Below are 17,000 nucleotides of genomic sequence, written 5' to 3'. Positions count from 1 at the left end.
CCTTCCGCTAGACCACCAGCAGAGGATGTCACCGTGCCGATCGCCACGATCAACCCCGCCACCGGAGAGACCGTCAAGACCTTCACCCCGGCGACCCGCGAAGAAGTCGAGGCCGCAATTGCGCGCGCCTATGAACGGTTCGCTGACTATCGCCACACCAGCTTCGCGCAACGCGCCGAGTGGGCAAATGCCACCGCCGACCTGCTCGAGGCCGAGGCCGACCAGACTGCAGCGGTGATGACGCTGGAGATGGGCAAGACGCTGGCTTCGGCGAAGGCCGAGGTGCTCAAGTGCGCCAAGGGATTTCGCTACTACGCCGAGAATGCGGAGGCGTTGCTTGCCGACGAGCCAGCTGACCCCGGCAAGGTCGGCGCATCCCAGGCGTACACCCGGTACCAGCCCATGGGGGTGGTGTTGGCCGTGATGCCCTGGAACTTCCCGCTGTGGCAGGCTGTCCGGTTCGCCGCTCCGGCGCTGATGGCCGGCAACGTGGGTCTGTTGAAGCACGCGTCGAACGTGCCGCAGTGCGCGCTGTACCTTGCCGACGTCATTGCCCGCGGCGGGTTCCCGGACGGCTGCTTCCAGACGTTGCTGGTCGGGTCTGGCGAGGTCGAAGCCATCCTGCGTGATCCGCGGGTGGCCGCGGCCACGCTGACCGGCAGTGAACCCGCCGGGCAATCGGTGGGCGCCATCGCCGGCGACGAGATCAAACCCACCGTGCTCGAACTCGGCGGCAGCGACCCGTTTATCGTGATGCCCTCGGCCGACCTGGACGCGGCGGTCAAGACAGCCGTCACCGCCCGGGTGCAGAACAACGGCCAATCCTGCATCGCCGCCAAGCGATTCATCGCCCACGCCGACATCTACGACACCTTCGTCGACAAATTCGTCGAGCGGATGTCGGCGCTTCGGGTCGGCGACCCGACCGACCCGGACACCGACGTGGGGCCGCTGGCCACCGAGTCGGGCCGCGACGAGATCGCCAAACAGGTCGACGACGCCGCGGCGGCCGGCGCGGTGATCCGCTGCGGCGGTAAGCCCCTGGACCGGCCGGGCTGGTTCTACCCCCCGACGGTGATCACCGACATCACCAAGGACATGGCGCTCTACACCGAGGAGATTTTCGGGCCGGTCGCCTCGGTGTACCGGGCCGCCGATATCGACGAAGCAATCGAAATCGCCAACGCCACGACCTTCGGGCTGGGGTCCAACGCCTGGACCCGCGACGAGGCCGAGCAACAGCGTTTCATCGAGGACATCGAGGCCGGGCTGGTCTTCATCAACGGCATGACGGTGTCCCACCCCGAGCTGCCGTTCGGCGGCGTGAAGCGATCCGGCTATGGCCGTGAGCTTTCCGGACACGGGATTCGCGAGTTCTGCAACGCCAAGACGGTGTGGGTCGGCTAGCGTTTGGCTGGCGAGCAGACGCTAAAGCCCCCAAAACGCCTTTGTTTTTGGCGATTTGGCGTCTACTCACGTACTCGGCTCACTGCGCCGCATTGCGGATTTCTCCTGTCGTGCGCTATTTCTGGTATGAATAGGCCCCTGTGCCGGCTAGTTTTCCACCTTCGACGATCAGGTATTCCGGACGAATCGGCGTGCCCGCGAAGAAGCACTCTAGGATTTCCCGAGTTCCGGCGGCGTAGCGCGCCTGAGCCGAGAGTGTGGTCCCCGACACGTGCGGAGTCATGGCGTTATTTGGCATGGTCCGCCAGGGGTGATCGGGTGGCGGCGGTTGGGGATACCACACATCTCCGGCGTAGCCGGCGAGTTGGCCACTCTTGAGCGCGGCCGCGATCGCCTCGGGGACGGTTTCTTCACCGCGAGCGGTGTTGATGATGTAGGAGCCGCGCCGCATCGACGACAGCATCTTCTCGTTGAACATCCTGTGGGTGGCCTCATACAGGGGTGAGTGGATCGACACCACGTCGACCGACCGCGCCAGTGACTCCACATCCGGGTGGAAAATGAGGTTCAGTTCCGCCTCGACCTGCGGGGACAGCCGGTGGGTATCGGTGTAGTGCAGGTTGACGTCAAAAGGCGCCAACCTACGCAGCACCGCCCGACCGATCCGGCCGGCTGCGATTATCCCGACATCCATACCTTCCAGGTCGTATGCGCGCTCAACGCAATCTGCGATGTTCCACCCATCGATAGCCCACCGGTGGGACGGGACAAAATTGCGCACCAGAGCCAGGATCTGCATCACTGTGTGCTCGGCGACGCTGATGCTGTTGCTGTAAGTCGCTTCTGCGACCGTGATCCCGCGCCCTTGGGCAACCTCGAGGTCCACGTGGTCCGAGCCGATACCGGCGGTCAGCGCCAGCTTGAGTTTGCGCGCCTTGTTCATGCGCTCCTTGGTCAAATAAGCTGGCCAAAACGGTTGGGAGATAACGATATCAGCGTCGGGCAGTTCGCGTTCGAACACCGAGTCCGGTCCATCCTTATCCGACGTCACCACCAACTCGTGCCCACCTTCATCAAAGAACTTACGCAGTCCCAACGCACCGGACACACACCCGAGAAGCTCTCCGGGAGTGAAGTCAATCCGCGACGGGCTGGGTACGGTGCTGCCATCGGGGTAGCTGCGGATCGCCGGAATGGAGTCGCGGGCATATTTGGGCGGATAGCCGCCAATGGGGTCCGGGTAGAGCACCATCACACATTTGGCCACTTGTCTCCTCCTTGTGGGAATTGCTTTTTGGACAGGGTCGCGCTGATCGACAGTCTGATGAGACGGCGCCGGAGATGTCCAAGACCTGATTCCGACCAGCTGATAGGCCTAGCCGATCAGAACGTGAAAGCGTTGGTGGTCAGCGTGCCGATGGTGCGGCGGGTGTATCGAGAGCATTGCCGATGCCGGCCTCACGCGCGATCTGGATCAGGGCGCGGGTGACCAACGAGCCGGGCTCGGCGCGGTTTGTCACCAAAGCAATGAAAGCCTTGACCGACGGTCGGTCCAGCCGCAGTATGCTCAGCCCGGGCGGCACGCCCAGGGTACGGATCCACGGTTGCGGGACAATGCTGGCCCATCGTCCCGTGTGGACGTGCGCGAGCAGTGTCACCACAGAGTCGGTCTCGAGCTGCGGCGTCACCGCGAGGCCTTCACTCGCCAGCGCATCGTCGATGATCCGGCGCCCCCGCATTCCGCGGGTCAAGAGACACAATGGCAATTCCATTGCCTGCGACCAACTTATGGTGCCGGATTTGGCGGTGACCAGCTCGGCGTTGGCGATGAGCACCGGCTGTTCCTGGTAGAGCGGGGTAACCAGAAGTTCCGCGGTGTCCTGTTCGTCTGGATAAAGGACCCCGGCGTCCAATTCGAATCGGCGGATTCGCTCGATGATCTCAGCCGAACGCAAGTTGGTCTCAAGTCGAACCCGCACTAACGGATGCGTGGCGCAGAATGGATCTGTCAGTAGCGCAACGGTTGTCGAGGCGGCCGGAACCACCCCTAGTCGAAGCGCACCGGCCAGACCGGTCTGCAGTGCCGTGACCTCCTGTTTTAGCGCGTCTCGATCGGCCAGTATGCGTCGCGCCCAATGCACGATCCGCTCCCCTTCCGGCGTGAGACCCTCGAACTTCTGGCCGCGCCTAACCAGCGGGACATTGAGCTCCTGTTCGAGCTTGCGGATGGCTTCGGAAAGCGCCGGCTGGGACACGTAACAGGCGCTCGCGGCGCGTGCGAAATGGCGCTCCTGAGCTAGCGCTACAAAGTACTCCAACTGTCGGAACAGCATGCGCTCATTGGATCACGTCCCGAGCATGGTGGCGCCGCGCTGCACGAGCGGAACGCCGTTGTGATTCGGCTACACACCAGCCAAGGACTTCTGCTCTTGCTCGGCGAACGCATCCTCAAGCTGCACCGGCGAGTAATCGAAGTCGATTTCGCCCACCGAGCGGCCGCGGGCGATGCTGATGGTTCCGAAACGCCGCATGCCTTTGTCGGTGGAGTACTGCGGTAACTCGTCCACCGACAGAGCGAACGGCATGGGTCTCCATATCGAGCAAACCCATCGTTGCCCAGACCTAGGGCCAGCGGAATGAGCTCGTTCATCCGGCCTTCGAACACCGACCAGTTGGCGTCGTTCGCGGAGACGTGACGCCGGCAGGTGCAGGTACCCCATGCCATGTGGCGGCGCTTGTCGGCGCCGATGCGCCGTGCCAGCCGCTGCATGCCGGGAAGAATGCCGGGTTCCACGCGGATCTGGCGCCAAGCGTAGTAACCGTGAGCGCGAGCATGCCTTCCACGATGTGGTGTAGGTCACCGATGCCGGACCTGGCCGGCCGGCGACGGATTGGTGAACAAAGCGCTGAGGCATTCCGGCAGCAGCTCGCCGTAGAACATCTGCCGATGGGACGGCAGGTCGTCGGCATAGCCGTGCAGCTCCCCGGTGACACCGACGGTGTGTCCAGCCACATGCGAAACACCTGGATATGCTTGGCCCCTTCGAACGCGAACTGGGTCAGATAGATCTCGCCGGCAAGTTGCCCTTCAGTCCGCGTGGCGGCCACGAACGGCTGAATGTCCTCGATCATGGCTTCCTGACCGGCGACGAACTGGGCGCACAGCCGGATGGCAAAGTCGCGTTGGCTATCGGTCAGCCGATCGCAATCCTAGCGCTCGCGGGAAAAGTCGATGTCGGCCGGATCTTAGAATTTCGCGTTGCCGCCGGCAAACAACCTTAGCGGCAAGTTAGTCCAGTTGAGGCCGCTGGTTGCGGGGGAGAACGCCGCCGCCAATACGGCGACGAGCCTGCGCACGGCTAATGCCGGCTGTTCGGGTGTGGGATCGTCCAGCCCCAGCACGGGGTCCAGACCGCGCATGTAGGGGGCCAGCGCCAAGTGCGGAAAGATCAGCAGCAGCAGGGACAACAACACGTCGATGTCGGCATCCGGGTGAAGGTCACCACGGTTCTCCGCATCGCGGACCAACGGCCGCAGCACTTCCAGGTAATGGCGATGAATGACGCTGCGGACGCTGATGCGGGCGTCGGTGTCGACCTCCAGCGTCGCAGCAGCATGGAGCGCACGTTCGCGGGGATGTTCGGCGTAATAGGCAACCCAGCCGTCGAGCAGGTCGGTGAGAAACTCGAAGAACGGCCGACTGGGATCGAGCTCACGGATGAGGTCCTCCATATAGGAGCGCACCCGCTGGCTGCCGACGTCGGCGATGAATGCGTACAGGTCGCGCTTATCCGCAAAGTATTGGAACAGGCTCCCCTTGGCGACCCCCGCGCGCCGCGCGATGACGTTGAGGCTGCCATTGGAAAACCCGTGCGCCCCGAACTCGGCCTCGGCGGCTTCCACGATGGCCGCTCGGCGAGCCGGGTCGACACGCGCCCATGTCACCGTCGGCATACGCCTCCTCAATGTCGATGACCACTGGTCATCTTACTGTGATGCACGCCATAGTCAAAGCGGCCCGGGCTGCGAGCTCGGGTGACCGCCGGCCGGATCAGAATGGGACCTACTGCCAGCCCGAAGGAAAACTACCGATGACCATCAACGGCTCGGGGCAGTTTCGCCGGATCGCCACTGAGGAGGCGTTCAGCACACCCAATATCATTGCCGCACTGCAACATTGGGCCAGCCCTGACCGCCGTCAGGGCCGCATTTCGTACGCGCCGTTCAACGGCAGCACGTGTTCTTTCCAGATCTGGTCGTAGCGCGCCGGGTCATGGACGGGACGACGGATCATCCGCATCGCGAACCGGGCCTGCTCGTCCGTCGTGGCCGCCTTGTCGTTGAGCTCGACGGCATAGCTGTTGAAGTCCCGCACGAGCAAGCCGAAGATCTCGTCGATCAGCGCCGCGTCCAGACCCGACAGCGGCGCCTCCTCCAGGATGAGCTGCGCGTAGGGCACCGTCGCAAAGAGCTGTCCCACACCGAATGCGAAGTCGATGTCCTTCTGCTGCACGGCATCTGGGGTCGCCGACACCAGCATCTCGGCAAGCACGTCGACCTGCTCGCGCAGCAGCGCGACGTTAGGCAGGTGCGCGTAGCTGTCGAAGGAGGCGCGCCAATCGTGGAAGCGCACCTTGCCCAGGCCTCCCGTCGGACCCTGGTTGAACAGGAAGGTGTCGTCGGCGGCGTCGTCGCGGCGCGAGATCAGCGGCAGCGCGGCGTCGGGGGCGAACAGGTAGTTGGGCATGAACTTGCCGAGCAGACCGATGTTGATGTGGACGGTGCCCTCCAGCCGCGGCAGTAGCCCGATCTCGCGGGCCACCGTCTCGAAGAAGGTGTCCTTCTCCACGCCCTTGGCCGCGATGACGTCCCACAGCGCGGTGATGACACGCTCACCCTCGCTGGTCACCTTCGCCTTGGTCAGCGGGCTGTACAGCAGGTAGCGACGGTCTTCGGCCGACGCGCTGCGCATGTAGTCGCTGGCGCGGGTGCACACCAGACGCATCGCGACCAGCCGCGCATAGGCGTCGGTGAGCAGCCGCCGCACGTGGCTGAAGTCGGTGACGACGGTGCCGTACAGATGCCGGTTGGCGGCATGGGTGATCGCCTCGTACATGGCGTGGGTGCACATGCCGACCGATCCCCAGCCCAGGTTGTATTTGCAGACGTTGACCGTGTTGAGCGCGGCGTGGAAGGCGCCCATGCCGCGGTGCAGCAGGTCGGCCTCGGTGACCGGGTAGTCGTGCAGTGCGTAATTCGCCACGTAGTTCTGCGAATTGACCACGTTCTTCTTCAGCTCATAGCGGTCATGCTGGGAGTCGGCAGCGAAGAAGACGTACTCCGGGTTGCCGGACGAGTCGTCGATCTTGCCGAAGGTGGAGACCATCCGCGCGACGTTGGCGTTGCCGATGTAGTACTTCTCGCCGTTGGCGACCCAGCCGTGTTCTGACGGCGTCAGAATCATGTCGGTCTGGTACACGTCGGCACCATGGGCCTGCTCCGACAGGCCGAAAGCAAACACCTCGCCCTGTTCGAGCTGAGCGGCGGCCTTGCGCTTGGCGTCCTCGTTGTCGCTCATCCAGATCGGGCCCAGGCCCAGGGCGGTGACCTGGAACGGGTACCAGTAGCTCAGCCCATAGAAGCCAATGATCTCGGCGAACTCGCTGATCCGGTAGGTGTCCCAGCGGCAGTCCTCCGAGGCGCCGTACTGCGCGGGCGTCAGCAACGAAGCGAAGATCCGTTCCCGCCCGACGTGGTCCAGAAAGTCGGAGTACCAAACCCGCTCGCGGTCGTCGTGCTTAAGCCGCGCTTTTCCCCGGGACTCGAAGAAGTCCACGGTGGCCTGCATGATCTCCGCCGAGCGGACGTCGGGATATTTGCGTTGCAGGCGGTTGGGATTGAGCAGCATGAGGGTGGCTCCCGGGCGGATTCGAATGTGTTCGGAAATGGACGCGGGTAGACCGTACTGCAATACCGCCGTCGTTGTTACAGGTGCCGACAAATCGGCACTGTCGGCTGACCGGCGTCGCGACCTAGCATCAGCTACGTGTCAGAACTCAATACCGCCCGCGGGCTGATCGATACCGCTGATCTCGGCGTAACGCTCATGCACGAGCACGTGTTCATCATGACCACCGAAGTCGTCCAGAACTATCCCGAAGCCTGGGGCGACGAAGACCAGCGGGTAGCCGATGCGGTCGCCCGGCTCAACGAGCTGAAGGCCCGGGGCGTGGACACCATCGTCGACCTGACGGTGATCGGCCTGGGGCGCTATATCCCGCGCATTGCCAGGGTGGCCGCGCAGACCGAGCTGAACATCGTCGTCGCCACCGGCTTGTACACCTACAACGACGTGCCGTTCTGTTTCCACTATCTCGGGCCCGGCACCCAACTCGACGGCCCGGAGACCATGACCGACCTGTTCGTCCGCGACATCGAGCAGGGCATCGCCGACACCGGGATCAAGGCCGGCATTCTCAAATGCGCCACCGACGAACCGGGCATCACCCCCGGGGTCGAGCGGGTGTTGCGCGCCGTCGCGCAGGCGCACAAGCGCACCGGGGTGCCGATTTCCACCCACACCCACGCCGGATTGCGCCGCGGGCTGGAGCAGCAGCGCATCTTCGAAGAGGAGGGCGTCGACCTCAGCCGAGTGGTCATCGGGCACTCGGGCGACAGCACCGACGTCGGCTACCTCGAAGAACTCATCGCAGCGGGCTCATACCTGGGGATGGACCGGTTCGGCCTCGACGTCATCCTGCCCTTCGAGGACCGGGTGAACATCGTGGCGCGGATGTGCGAGCGCGGCCACGCCGACAAGATGGTGCTCTCCCACGACGCCACCTGTTACTTCGATGCGCTGCCCGAAGCGCTGCTGCCGGTCGCCGCCCCGAACTGGAATTACCTGCACATCCACAACGACGTGATCCCCGCCCTGAAGCAGCGCGGTGTCACCGACGAGCAGCTACACACCATGCTGGTCGACAACCCGCAGCGCATTTTCGAGCGGCAGGGCGCTTACGAGTAGCCCTACGGCGCGATCGCGTCCGCTTCCCGGTCGACGTCCCGCGGCTCGCTGTGCTTGGCGCGTTTCTCCCACCGGCGCAACGCTTCTCGACAGGGCGACTCGACCAGGGCGTAGCTCACCGCGGCGATGGCGAAACCGAAGATCAGCGTCAGCGCCAGCACCGCCGGCAGGTGGCCGGTGAACGGAAAGATGCCGACCACCGGAAACACCATGTCCAGCGCCGCCAGGTGCCAGATGAACAGTCCATAGGACCAGCGCCCCAGCGTCACCATGGCGGTACTGCCGAGCAGCCGGTGCGGTGTCGTCGGTCGGTCCAGCACCAGGGGCGCGACCAACGCCCACGCCACCACCGCGCCCATCGCGGTCTTCACCGCGAATTGGGTCGGGCTGCCCAGGACCAAGCCCGCCGGACCGGCCAGCGGTGATGCCGCGACGAGATAGGCGAGCACCGCTACGACGGCCATCAGTACCCGGCGGCGCGCCAGCCGGTGCGGCCACCCGATCGGGCTGTGGGCACACTCGGCCAGCAGCATTCCCGCGGCAAACCACGAGAAAAACGCCGGCGGCCAGTTCAGCGGGTTGGTGCCGGGATCGGTGTGCACGGGGATGAAGGCCCACGCCCAGCTGACCACCCCGAGGGCGGCGATCGCCGGCACTCGCGCGCGGACCGGAATCCGGCGGGCCAGCAAGGCGAACACGGGCAGCGCCAGATAGAAGGTGACCTCGACGGACAGACTCCACATCTGAGTCAGGCCGCCGGTCAAGGTGAGCGGCACATAGATCTGGGTGAGCGTCAGGTTCGCCAGCCACACCGTCGGACTGGCATGGTCGGCGGCGGGCAGCAGGGACAGGATCACGACCACTGCCACCACGTAGGCCGGCATGATGCGGACCACCCGCGAGCGCAGATAGTGACCCGTGCGCGGGCGCGGTCCGGCATCTCGTGCCGCCGCCGCGTGGCCGCGCCACAGCAGGAACCCCGACAGCGCAAAAAACACCGCCACGGCCAGATCGAACCGGCCGAACAGCCGGCCGGCGGCGCCGCTGGAGTGGCCGGTCTGGAAAGCGGCATGGGTGACCACCACGCCCATCGCCGCGCACGCGCGCATACCTTCCACGGCGGGCAGGAAGCTGCGCGTGCCGCCTACCTGCTGGCTGTCGGTCACCATCACAGTGTGCCGGTGTGCTCCGCCGCGAACGGGGTACACCCGCGAGGTGGGGCAGGTAGGCACGCCGGGGCAATACATTCGGCTGTTAGTGTCAAACGGGTTTTACCTCGCTGCTCGGTCAGGTCGGAGCGGATCGCAACTGACGAGTCCATCGTCTGAGAAGGAGGTCACAGCAACGTGAACCGAGCAGTCATGTTGCGGATGGCCGCGCTGGGAACAATCGGGCTCGGTGCCGCTCTGCTGATGGCCGCGCTGCTGTTGTCCACCTATACCAGCAGCCGGATCGCCAAGATCCCGCTCGATATCGATACCACGCTGATCAGGCAGGGCACCGGGTCGGCGATCGACTCGGCATCGTTGTCCGGCGACCACGTCGTGATCAACCAGAACGTGCCGCTGGTGTCCCAGCAGCAGATTGCCGTCGAATCGCCGGCCAACGCCGATGTGGTCACCCTGCAGGTCGGCACCTCGGTGCGGCGTACCGACAAGCAGAAGGACACCGGGCTACTGCTGGCGATCGTCGACACCGTCACCCTCAACCGCAAGACTGCGATGGCGGTCTCCGACGACACCCACACCGGTGGCGCGGTTCAGAAGCCGCGCGGTATCAACGACGAGAGCCCGCCGACCGCCATCCCGCTGCGACACGAAGGGCTGGCCTACCGCTTCCCGTTTCACACCGAGAAGAAGTCTTATCCCTACTTCGATCCGATTGCGCAGAAGGCGTTCGACGCCAACTACGACAGCCAAGAAGATGTCAACGGCTTAGCCACCTACCGTTTCACGCAAAACGTCGGCTACGGCTCGGACGGTAAGCTGGTCGCGCCGATCAAATACCCATCGCTGTACGCCGGTGATGAGGACGGCAAGATCACCACCACCGCGGCGATGTGGGGCGTTCCGGGCGAGCCGGGCGAACAGATCACGATGACCCGCTACTACGCCGCGCAGCGAACCTTCTGGGTGGACCCGGTGACCGGCACCATCGTCAAGGAAACCGAACGCGCCTACCACTACTACGCCCGCGACGCGATGAAGCCCGAGGTGACGCTGGCCGACTACAAAGTCACCTCCACCGAAGAGACCGTCGAGTCGCAGGTGAACGCCGCACGCGACGAGCGCGATCGGCTGGCGCTGTGGTCGCGGGTGCTGCCGATCACCTTCACTGCCGTCGGCTTGATCGCACTGATCGGCGGCGGCCTGCTCGCATCCTTCAGCCTGCGTACCGAAAGCGCCCTAACGGAGCCCGGCCTCGACCGCGACGACACCGACTACTTCCGGCGCGCCGGGCTCGAGGAACCGGTGCCCGGAGCCGAGGCCGAGACCGAGAAGCTGCCCACCCAGCGGGCCGAGTTACCGGCCGACCCGACAGCACCCGCGGCGGATCCGCCCCCGCCGGTGCTGCCCCCGTCGGCCTCGGGCGAACCGCCGCCGGAATCGGGACCGCCTGAGCCGCCGCCTTCGCCGCCGGAACGGACCTAACGCGCCGACGTGCGCTGGTTGCGACCGGGCTATGCGTTGGCCCTGGCGCTGCTGGTGGTGCTACCGCTGCTGCAACCCGGATATCTGCTCTTGCGTGACGCGGTGTCCACCCCGCGGTCCTACCTGTCCGCCGGCGCCCTCGGGCTGACGGCAGCGCCGCGGGCAACGCCGCAAGATTTCGCGGTGGCGCTGGCGTCGCATCTGGTCGACGGCGGAATCGCGGTCAAGGCATTACTGGTGCTGGGCCTGTGGTTCGCGGGCTGGGGTTCGGCCCGGCTGGTGTCGGTGGTGCTGCCGGCGGCAGGTGCGGCCGGCCAGTTTGTGGCGACCACCCTCGCGGTGTGGAATCCCTATGTCGCCGAACGGCTTTTGCAGGGGCATTGGAGCCTGCTACTGGGCTACGGGTGTCTGCCGTGGGTTGCCATGGCGATGCTGGGGTTGCGCTTGCGCTGTGGCGGGTCCGGTTTTTTCGCCCTGGCGTTTTGGACAGCGCTGGCCGGTCTGACCCCGACCGGGCTGCTGCTCGCCGCGACGGTTGCCTTGACCTGCGTGGCCGCTCCCGGTGGCAGCCGGCCCCGTTGGCTTTGCGCCGCAACGGGATTGGGTTTTGCGGCGGTAGGCGCGCTGCCCTGGCTGACGGCGTCGGCCCTGGGTTCGTCGTTGGCCAGCCACACCGCGGCGAACAGGCTCGGCGTCAGCGCGTTCGCGCCACGTGCCGAACCCGGCCTGGGCACGCTGGCCAGCTTGGCCAGTCTCGGCGGAATGTGGAATGGCGAAGCCGTACCCGGTTCGCGTAGCACGCTTTTCGCAGTGCTGTCCGCCGCGGTCTTGCTCACCGTTGTAGCCGTCGGGCTGCCCGCCGCGGCGCGCCGCCCGCCGGTGGTGCCGCTGCTGGTGCTGGCGGGAGTTTCGGTCCTCGTGCCGGCGGCTTTGGCCACTGGCCCGGGGCTGCGGGTGCTGACCGCGATGGTTGACGCCGCACCCGGACTGGGCGTGCTGCGGGACGGGCAGAAGTGGGTGGCGCTGGCGGTGCCGGGTTACACGGTGTGCGGGGCGGGGGCGGTGATGATGCTGGCGCGCTGGTCGCGGTCTGCTGTGGCCGCGGTAGCCTGCTGTCTGGCGCTCGTCTTGGCGTTGCCCGACCTGGCATGGGGGGTGTGCGGCAGGGTCACACCCGTGCGCTACCCGTCGGGGTGGGCCGCGGTCGCGGCGGTGATCAACCGCCAGCCGGCGGCTGTCGCGGTGTTGCCCGCCGGCACCATGCGGCGCTTTTCCTGGTCGGGGCCGGCGCCGGTACTCGATCCGCTGCCCCGCTGGGTTCGCGCCGAGGTGCTGACGACGGGTGATCTGGTCATTTCCGGGGTGATGGTTCCCGGGGATGGCGCGTACGCCCGCGAGGTGCAGGAGTTGCTGCTGCGCGGGGCCGATCCGCCGGCATTGGCGCGGGCGGGAGTTGGCTGGGTGGTCGTCGAATCGGACAGCGCCGGCGACATGGGCGCGGCTGCGCGCACGCTCGACCAGCTGACTCCGGCCTACCGCGACGGTGAGTTGGCTCTGTATCGGATCGGCGGCTCCGCGGGCGATGTCCCTGCTGGCCGCCTGCGAGCGGCGATGATTGCGCATTGGGCATGGCTTTGCCTGCTGCTGGTAGGCGGGGCAGGCGTGGCCAGCTGTTGGGTGCGCCGGCACGCCCGCCAGGATCGCTGAGAGTGTCGCGGACTACACCACGCCGCTGACGAATTCGCCGGCGAGCACCGTTTCGAGCACCATCCGCATGGCTTGGGCGCTTTGCTGCCAAGAGAATTCGCCGCTGCGCACCTGCGCCTTGGCTCCGAGTTGACCGCGCAGTACCGGGTCGGAGAGCAGCTGTTCGAGCCGATCCACAAGTTCGCGGTGACTGTCGGCCAAGATGCCGGTCACCCCGTCGATGACCGAGTCGGACAGCCCGCCGGAAGATCGATATCCGACCGTGGGCACGCTGTGCTGGGCCGCCTCCACCACCGCCAGACCCCACCCCTCTTTGCGCGACGGCAGCAGGTGCACCCAAGAGCTTTGCAGCACATGGTGTTTGGTGAGATCGTCGACGTGTCCATGGAAGGTGACCGCGTCGGAAATGCCGAGCCGGTTCACGTGGTCGACGAGTCGCTGTCGCCACCACCCACCGCCGACCACGTCGAGGTGCAGGCCCGGTATCCCCGGGTCCCGGCGCTGTAGCTCCGCCACCGCTTCCAGCGCGTCCTCGATCTGCTTGTGCGGTACCAGCCGCGACAGCACCACCACGCGCGGTGTGGCCGCTCGCGGGACGGACAACGTCTGCGCCGGTGCCTCGTCGAGGCCGTTGCGGACCACCGCGATCCGCCGGTTGTCCACGCCCAGGGCAACCAGATCACGCGCCGAGGGCAACGACACCGTCACGTACTGGGTGCGCCGGTTCAGCCTTGGCGACAACGTCGACTCGACAAACCAGCCCAGCCGACCGAGTACCGGCCCGGCCACGGGCCACTGCTCGCGATGGCAGTGGTGGACCAGCACCACCGTGCGACGCCCATACAAGAGTCGGGCCAGAAACGGCAGACCGTTTTGGGTGTCGACGACCACGTCGGGCCGGACTCGGCGCAATGGTCCCAGCCGGAAACGCGCGAGGGCCATGGCTAACAGCGCCCATATGTACACCGAATAGCGGCCCCCGGCGCGGCTGATCCGCACCCCGTCGACGACTTCATGTCGCTGCGCCCCGGGGTAACGGGCAGTGCGCAAAGTGACCTCGATACCGGATGCGACCAGCTGCGCACCGATGCGCTGCAGATAGGTTTCGCTGCCACCGCCCTGGGGATGCCCGGTGTCGCGCCAGCACAGCAGCAACACCGAGCGCAATTGAGACATCAATCGCCAGCCTAGCCTGGCGACGATGCGCGCCGCCCGGCGGCGCGAGAAGGAGCCAGGCGATCCGATCCCGCCTGGCGACGATGCGCGCCGCCCGGCGGCGCGAGAAGGAGCCAGGCGATCCGATCCCGCCTGGCGACGATGCGCGCCGCCCGGCGGCGCGAGTGTGTACTGGCCGCGCCGAGTGTGCACTGGCGGAACCGAGTGTGCACTGGCGGCTGAATCCACGGCGTGTCGACCGCCCTGACTGCACGGCCAAAGCCGTAGAGGCACAGTCGATGGCGCGTGTGACCCGGCCCGACTGATCGACATGGGGGCGGCGCGAAACCACGCGTCGCAGCGCGAAACCACGCAGCGGCAGCACGGACCACGCGCCGGCGGCGCAAGACAGCCGTGGGCGAAGCAAACAGGCGCGGCCGGCGTGAAAGGGCCGCGAAATCGGCGCGGACAGCCGACGACAGCCGCGGACTGCTCACGTGCGTAAGGTGTGGCCGGTGGCCGTCGCCTCCACTGTCACCGATGTCTTTGCACGCCGGGCGACGCTGCGGCGCTCAGTGCGGCTGCTGTCACAGTTCCGCTACGAGCAGTCCGATCCGGCACGCTTCTACAACACCCTGGCAGCCGACACCGCAACGATGGTCGGCGATCTTTGGCTTGCGGCCCATGGGGAACCGCCGACAGGCCGGACACTGCTCGACGTAGGCGGCGGTCCCGGATACTTCGCGAAGGCGTTTGCCGACGCCGGAGTCCGTTACTTCGGCGTCGAACCAGACGCTGACGAAATGCACGCCGCCGGACCGCGACATACCGGTGCCCCGGGCACATTCGTGCGCGCCTCGGGCATGGCACTGCCATTCGCTGACGACTCGGTGGACATCTGCCTGTCGTCCAATGTCGCCGAACACGTGCCAAGGCCGTGGCAGCTTGGTAACGAGATGCTGCGAGTAACCAGGCCGGGCGGGCTGGCCGTGCTGTCCTACACCGTTTGGCTCGGTCCGTTCGGCGGCCATGAGATGGGTTTGACCCATTACCTCGGCGGTGCCCGCGCGGCCGCGCGCTATGCCCGCAAACACGGCCATCCGGCGAAGAACAACTACGGGTCGTCGTTGTTTGCGGTGGCGGCCGCCGACGGTCTCAATTGGGCTGCCAGCACCGGTGCCGCGGCGGCCGCATTTCCCCGCTACCACCCGCGATGGGCGTGGTGGCTGACCTCGGCACCGGTTTTGCGCGAGTTCCTGGTGAGCAATCTGGTGCTGGTGCTGCGCCCACGATAGTGGAACATGTTCTCGTTTTGTTTCGGCTTGGGTAGGGTGGCGCCATGACCGACAGCCACACGACCGAGTACGACAAACTTTTCATCGGCGGTAAGTGGACGGAACCGTCGACCTCGGAAGTCATCGAGGTGCACAGTCCGGCGACCGGCGAGTACGTGGGCAGGGTTCCCTTTGCGGCGCCGGCCGATGTCGACGCCGCGGTGGCCGCGGCACGGGCAGCATTCGACAACGGAACGTGGCCCACGACCCCGCCAAAAGAGCGCGCCGCCGTGATCGCCGCGGCGGCCAAGCTGCTCGAGGAGCGCAAGCAGCAGTTCACCACGCTGCTAGCCGACGAGACCGGTCAGCCGCCGACGATCATCGAAACGATGCACTGGATGGGTTCGATGGGGGCGCTGAATTTCTTCGCCACCAGCGCAGTCGACCAGGTGAAGTGGAAGGAGATCCGCACCGGCTCCTACGGGCAGACCATCGTCCATCGTGAGCCGGTCGGGGTCGTGGGCGCGATCGTGGCGTGGAACGTCCCGCTCTTCTTGGCCATTAACAAGTTGGGCCCCGCACTGTTGGCCGGCTGCACGGTGGTGCTCAAGCCGGCCGCCGAAACCCCGCTGACTGCAAACGCTTTGGCGGAGCTGTTCACCGAGGCCGGTCTGCCCGAGGGGGTGTTGTCAGTGGTCCCCGGCGGCATCGAGACCGGTCAGGCATTGACCTCCAACCCCGACGTCGACATGTTCACTTTCACCGGCAGCTCGGCCGTCGGCAAAGAGGTCGGCAAACGTGCCGCCGAACTACTCAAGCCGTGCACATTGGAGCTGGGCGGTAAATCGGCGGCCATCATGCTCGAGGACGTCGATCTGGCCAGCGCTGTCCCGATGATGGTGTTCTCCGGCGTGATGAACGCCGGCCAGGGCTGCGTCAACCAGACGCGCATCCTAGCGCCACACTCCCGATATGACGAGATCGTCGACGCAGTAGGCACTTTCGTGAAAGCTCTGCCGGTGGGACCACCGTCCGACCCGGGCGTGCAAGTGGGGCCCTTGATCTCGGAGAAACAGCGTGCCCGAGTGGAGGGATACATCGCCAAGGGCATCGAGGAAGGCGCCCGGCTGGTGTGTGGCGGCGGCCGCCCCGAGGGCTTGGACAACGGATTCTTCGTCCAGCCAACGGTGTTCGCCGACGTCGACAACAAGATGACAATCGCGCAGGAAGAGATCTTTGGGCCGGTGCTTTCCATCATCCCCTACCACACCGAAGAGGATGCGATCAAGATCGCCAACGATTCGGTTTACGGACTGGCAGGCAGCGTCTGGACCACCAATATCCCTAAGGGCATTGAGATTTCAGAGAAGATCCGCACTGGGACGTACGGGATCAACTGGTATGCCTTCGATCCGGGATGTCCGTTCGGCGGCTACAAGAATTCGGGCATCGGCCGCGAGAACGGACCGGAAGGCGTCGAGCACTTCACCCAGCAGAAGAGCGTGCTGATGCCGATGGGCTACACCGTCGAGGGATAACCCGTTGCGCCGAACGTGAGTTCACCGCGAGATTTTGAGGGTGGGTTCATACGGTCAAGACAACGTCCGTTGATCGTGGAGGTTGTCGTGTCGAGTGGTTATCTGCATCCGCGGTTGACACGGCGGGCGTTGTTCGACTGTGTGTGTCAGGGGGCGCCGCTTATTCGGGTGGCGCGTGAGATGGGCGTGTCGACGATGTCAGGGTGGCTGTGGTGGCGCGACGCTGGGGCGGTGTAACTCA

The 17,000-nt window shown here is 65.8% G+C and carries 15 protein-coding genes and 1 pseudogene; 8 read left to right on the top strand and 8 right to left on the bottom strand.

From position 1 onward, the window contains the following. The first annotated feature begins 33 nt into the window (after positions 1-33). Positions 34-1,407, top strand: coding sequence for an NADP-dependent succinic semialdehyde dehydrogenase (locus tag EET13_RS01995; protein WP_122440719.1), 1,374 nt, complete (start codon positions 34-36; stop codon positions 1,405-1,407). Between the two features lie 115 nt (positions 1,408-1,522). Here the strand turns inward: EET13_RS01995 and EET13_RS01990 are convergent, their stop codons facing one another. The 4 genes from EET13_RS01990 to EET13_RS30120 form a co-directional block, all read right to left on the bottom strand. Then, positions 1,523-2,674: an NAD-dependent formate dehydrogenase gene (locus EET13_RS01990; RefSeq protein WP_122440718.1), complete on the bottom strand. Its 1,152-nt coding sequence runs from the start codon at positions 2,672-2,674 to the stop codon at positions 1,523-1,525. A 139-nt stretch (positions 2,675-2,813) separates the two neighbouring features. Next, the gene (locus EET13_RS01985; RefSeq protein WP_122440717.1) at positions 2,814-3,740 is read right to left on the bottom strand and encodes a LysR family transcriptional regulator; all 927 of its coding nucleotides are present in this window, start codon (positions 3,738-3,740) and stop codon (positions 2,814-2,816) included. A gap of 69 nt (positions 3,741-3,809) precedes the next feature. Next, a complete protein-coding gene (locus tag EET13_RS30125; protein WP_168991213.1) occupies positions 3,810-3,992 on the bottom strand; it encodes a hypothetical protein in 183 nt (60 codons plus the stop codon). 272 nt (positions 3,993-4,264) lie between these two features. After that, the gene (locus EET13_RS30120; RefSeq protein ID WP_168991212.1) at positions 4,265-4,420 is read right to left on the bottom strand and encodes a hypothetical protein; all 156 of its coding nucleotides are present in this window, start codon (positions 4,418-4,420) and stop codon (positions 4,265-4,267) included. Positions 4,421-4,437: 17 nt separating this feature from the next. Here EET13_RS30120 and EET13_RS30115 point away from each other — a divergent pair, with 17 nt between their 5' ends. After that, positions 4,438-4,689 carry a hypothetical protein gene (locus tag EET13_RS30115; RefSeq protein ID WP_168991211.1) on the top strand — a complete coding sequence of 84 codons (252 nt, stop codon included), beginning with the start codon at positions 4,438-4,440 and terminating at the stop codon, positions 4,687-4,689. Here the strand turns inward: EET13_RS30115 and EET13_RS30110 are convergent. Further along, positions 4,654-5,361 carry a TetR/AcrR family transcriptional regulator gene (locus tag EET13_RS30110; protein WP_244603727.1) on the bottom strand — a complete coding sequence of 236 codons (708 nt, stop codon included), beginning with the start codon at positions 5,359-5,361 and terminating at the stop codon, positions 4,654-4,656. The genes EET13_RS30115 and EET13_RS30110 overlap by 36 nt on opposite strands. Before the next feature lie 244 nt (positions 5,362-5,605). Further along, entirely contained in the window at positions 5,606-7,315 is a 1,710-nt protein-coding gene (locus EET13_RS01975; RefSeq protein ID WP_122440716.1) for an acyl-CoA dehydrogenase family protein, read from the bottom strand. Positions 7,316-7,453: 138 nt separating this feature from the next. Here EET13_RS01975 and EET13_RS01970 point away from each other — a divergent pair, with 138 nt between their 5' ends. Further along, on the top strand, positions 7,454-8,434 hold the full coding sequence (locus EET13_RS01970; protein WP_122440715.1) for a phosphotriesterase family protein: 981 nt from the start codon (positions 7,454-7,456) through the stop codon (positions 8,432-8,434). 2 nt (positions 8,435-8,436) lie between these two features. Here EET13_RS01970 and EET13_RS01965 read toward each other — a convergent pair whose 3' ends face one another. Next, on the bottom strand, positions 8,437-9,603 hold the full coding sequence (locus tag EET13_RS01965) for an acyltransferase family protein (protein WP_122440714.1): 1,167 nt from the start codon (positions 9,601-9,603) through the stop codon (positions 8,437-8,439). A gap of 177 nt (positions 9,604-9,780) precedes the next feature. On the opposite strand from EET13_RS01965, the gene pgfA reads away from it, so the two are divergent. Both pgfA and EET13_RS01955 read left to right on the top strand, forming a co-directional pair. Continuing rightward, complete coding sequence (pgfA, locus tag EET13_RS01960; RefSeq protein ID WP_168990645.1) at positions 9,781-11,085, top strand: cell envelope lipid trafficking protein PgfA; 1,305 nt, start codon at positions 9,781-9,783, stop codon at positions 11,083-11,085. Positions 11,086-11,094: 9 nt separating this feature from the next. Beyond that, positions 11,095-12,792 (top strand): MmpA family trehalose lipid delivery protein, encoded by a 1,698-nt coding sequence (locus EET13_RS01955; protein WP_122440713.1) that lies wholly within the window; start codon positions 11,095-11,097, stop codon positions 12,790-12,792. A 12-nt stretch (positions 12,793-12,804) separates the two neighbouring features. Here the strand turns inward: EET13_RS01955 and EET13_RS01950 are convergent, their stop codons facing one another. Next, a complete protein-coding gene (locus tag EET13_RS01950) occupies positions 12,805-13,968 on the bottom strand; it encodes a glycosyltransferase family 4 protein (protein WP_122440712.1) in 1,164 nt (387 codons plus the stop codon). Positions 13,969-14,462: 494 nt separating this feature from the next. Between EET13_RS01950 and EET13_RS01945 the strand changes: the two genes are divergently transcribed. The 3 genes and pseudogenes from EET13_RS01945 to EET13_RS32690 form a co-directional block, all read left to right on the top strand. Then, a complete protein-coding gene (locus tag EET13_RS01945; protein WP_168990644.1) occupies positions 14,463-15,242 on the top strand; it encodes a class I SAM-dependent methyltransferase in 780 nt (259 codons plus the stop codon). A gap of 44 nt (positions 15,243-15,286) precedes the next feature. Further along, entirely contained in the window at positions 15,287-16,759 is a 1,473-nt protein-coding gene (locus tag EET13_RS01940; RefSeq protein WP_122440710.1) for an aldehyde dehydrogenase, read from the top strand. A gap of 87 nt (positions 16,760-16,846) precedes the next feature. After that, positions 16,847-16,993: pseudogene (locus EET13_RS32690) on the top strand (IS30 family transposase); the annotation flags it as partial. Positions 16,994-17,000 lie beyond the last annotated feature (7 nt).

The sequence above is a fragment of the Mycobacterium attenuatum genome (assembly GCF_900566085.1).
GTDB classification, from domain to species: Bacteria; Actinomycetota; Actinomycetes; order Mycobacteriales; family Mycobacteriaceae; genus Mycobacterium; species Mycobacterium attenuatum.
The sequence above is the reverse complement of the archived record's forward strand: the minus strand, read 5'-3'. Positions and strand labels throughout refer to the sequence as shown.